Annotated in this window: 2 protein-coding genes; one reads left to right on the top strand and one right to left on the bottom strand. The window is 71.1% G+C overall.

The annotated features are described in order from the left end of the window. A partial coding sequence (locus tag D7W81_RS40710) for a sensor histidine kinase (protein ID WP_120560685.1) occupies positions 1-1,902 on the top strand: 1,902 nt, incomplete at its 5' end. Here the strand turns inward: D7W81_RS40710 and D7W81_RS40705 are convergent. Further along, on the bottom strand, positions 1,903-2,697 hold the full coding sequence (locus D7W81_RS40705) for a radical SAM protein (RefSeq protein WP_120560684.1): 795 nt from the start codon (positions 2,695-2,697) through the stop codon (positions 1,903-1,905). Between the last annotated feature and the right edge of the window lie 115 nt (positions 2,698-2,812).

The following is a 2,812-nucleotide window of genomic DNA, read 5'->3' as shown; positions in this document are numbered from 1 at the left end:
GGCTGGGGGCCGGGGCTGGTCGCGACGGCCCTCTCGCTGGTGACGGTGGACTACTTCTTCATGTCCCCCTTGGGGAACTGGGTCACCCACCCCGGCAACCTCATCGCGTTGACCTTCTTCCTCGCGCTCTCGGTGTTCGTGACGCTGCTCAACGTGCGCCTGCGCCGGGCCAACGCGGAGCGCGCGGACCTGCTGGAGCGCGAGCGCGCCTCCCGCGCCGCCGCTGAATACGAACGCGCGCGGCTCCATGAGCTGTTCATGCACGCGCCCGCGCACCTGGTCATCTTCCGCGGGCCCCAGCACGTCTTCGAGCTGTCCAACCCCCTCAACTCCGCGATGCTGGGCAACCCGGAGCGGCTGCTGGGCCTGCCCGCGCGGGAGGTGGGGCCGAAGGAGGAGGCCGAGCGCGTGGGCCAGATGCTCGACCACGTCTACACGACGGGCGAGCCCTTCGTGGGCCGGGAGGTGCCCCTCAAGCTGCCGCAGCCGGATGGCTCCGTGCGCGAGTACATCTTCGACGTCACGTACATGCCCACGCACGACACGCGCGGGCAGGTGGACGGCATCGCTGGCTTCGGCTTCGACGTGACGGACCTGGTGCACGCCCGCGCCCGGGCGGAGCGGCTGGCGCGCGAGCTGTCGCACAACGAGGAGCACCTGCGCCTGTTGGCGGGAGCCAGCTCCTTCCTGGCCACGTCGCTGGACTACAAGGCCACGCTGACCAACGTCGTGCGGCTGGCCGTCCCCGCGGTGGCGGACTGGTGCATCGTCGACATGACGGTGGGGGACGGCGGCTTCCAGCGGCTGGAGGTGGCGCACGCGCCCGGTGAGCCCGCGGAGCTGCGCGAGCAGCTGTGGGCCCCGGCACCGTACGACGCCATCGCCCCCTCGCTGGGGGGCGCCATGCCGCTGCTGCTCCAGGGCCAGCCCTTCTTCATCGAGGACGTCACCGAGGAGGGCCTGCGGAAGCTGACGAGAGACCCGGGGCGGCTGGAGGTGTTCCGAAAGCTGGACCTGAACTCCATCGCGCTGGTGCCCATGGTGGCCGGGGAGCGTCCGCTGGGCATCCTCAGCTTCGGCACCACGCGGCGCTCCGGGCGGAGCTACACGAAGGCGGACCTGCCCTACCTCCAGGAGCTGGCCAACCGCGCCGCGCTTTCCATGGAGAACGCGCGGTTGTACCGCGAGGCGCGCGAAGCGGTGCGCCTGCGCGACGAGTTCCTGTCCATCGCGAGCCATGAACTGAAGACGCCGCTCACGCCGCTCAACCTCAAGCTCCAGGCGCTGCGGCGCGAGCTGGACCGCACCCCGGGCCCGGTGCGGCGCGAGTTGGTGGAGAACTACCTGGACGTGGGCTCGCGACAGCTGAAGAAGCTGGCGGAGCTGGTGAACGACCTGCTGGACGTGTCGCGCATCGCGGCCGGACGGATGTCCCTGGAGTGCACGTCCGTGGACCTGGTGGAGCTGGTGCGCGACGTGGTGTCCGCCTACGAGGGCCCCGCCGCGCGCTCCGGCTCCGTGCTCCAGCTGGAGCTCGCGGACACGGTGACGATGGGCCTGTGGGACCGGCCGCGGCTGGAGCAGGTGGTGGTGAACCTGGTGGACAACGCCATCAAGTACGGCCAGGGGCGCCCCATCCACATCCGCGTGGAGACACATGGGAAAAAGGCAACGCTGACGGTGCGGGACCAGGGCATCGGCATCGCGGAGCAGTCCATGCCGCGCCTCTTCGGCCGCTTCGAGCGCGCGGTGAGCGAGCGGCACTACGGCGGCCTGGGGCTGGGGCTCTACATCACCCGCACGCTGGTGGAGGCCATGGGCGGCACGGTGCGCGTGGAGAGCCAGCTGGGCCAGGGCTCCGTCTTCACCGTGGAGCTGCCCCTGCAAGTCCCGGCCGCCTGATCAGGAGGCAGCGCGAGCGCGCGGCAGTTGCGCGTGCGGTTCCCACGGGCCGCTGGAACCCAGACAGTGACGGCAGGTGGCCAGAGGAACGTCACGTTCCAGATAGGTCAGCAGGTGCGTGAGCAGGTCCGGGTCATCGAGCGGGACGCCGTCGTTCTCGGCGAGCGCGGGCAGGTGCGGGTGCTCCGCGGCGAGGACGGTGGCGACGTGGGGCGGCCGGGTGCAGGTGTAGAAGCGGCCCCGATGCACCAGGTGGCATCGCTGCTTGAGCCAGCACTTCTCGAAGACGTCCCGCACCTCCGCGTCGGACGCGAGCGGCGCGTCCGGGGTGATGCGCTGGAAGCGGTCGATGGCCTTCACGGTGAGGTGGACGCCGTGCTGGTCGCAGCGTTCGGTGATGCGGGCGATGGAGCGCTCGGGCAGGGGCGCGGACGAGTAGAAGGACAGCGTCATCCGGTCCAGCCGTTCGTACACGGCGTCCGGGGCGCTCTGGGCGAGGAAGCCGTTGGTGGTGACGGACACCTGTTCGGTGAGCCCGGAGGCGCGCACCACGTCCAGCACGGCGGGCAGGTCCGGATGGAGGAAGGGCTCGCCGCCGGTGAGCTTGAAGACGTTGGGCTTGAGCACGCGCGACAGCCGGCGCAGGTCGTCCCCCAGCGCCTGGGGGGACACGGCCCACGCGGGCAGGTGCGGCGACAGCGGGCAGCACTGCGCGCAGCGCAGGTTGCAGTGCGTGGTGACGTGCGCCTCCAGGGACCAGGTGAGGACGCGGCTGTCGTGAAGCTCGTAGCGCACGGGGCGGGAGTCTAGCGCCGAACGCTCGGGAAGGACCGGAGCAGGCGGCCAGTCAGGGGCCGCCGCGGTTCCAGCGCCGGACACATCCTTCCACCCCAAGGCCCCTGTCCTGCCC

Origin of the sequence: Corallococcus aberystwythensis (assembly GCF_003612165.1) — a bacterium.
GTDB lineage: Bacteria > Myxococcota > Myxococcia > Myxococcales > Myxococcaceae > Corallococcus > Corallococcus aberystwythensis.
Note: the sequence above shows the minus strand (reverse complement) of the source record. Positions and strands in the feature narration are given on the sequence as shown.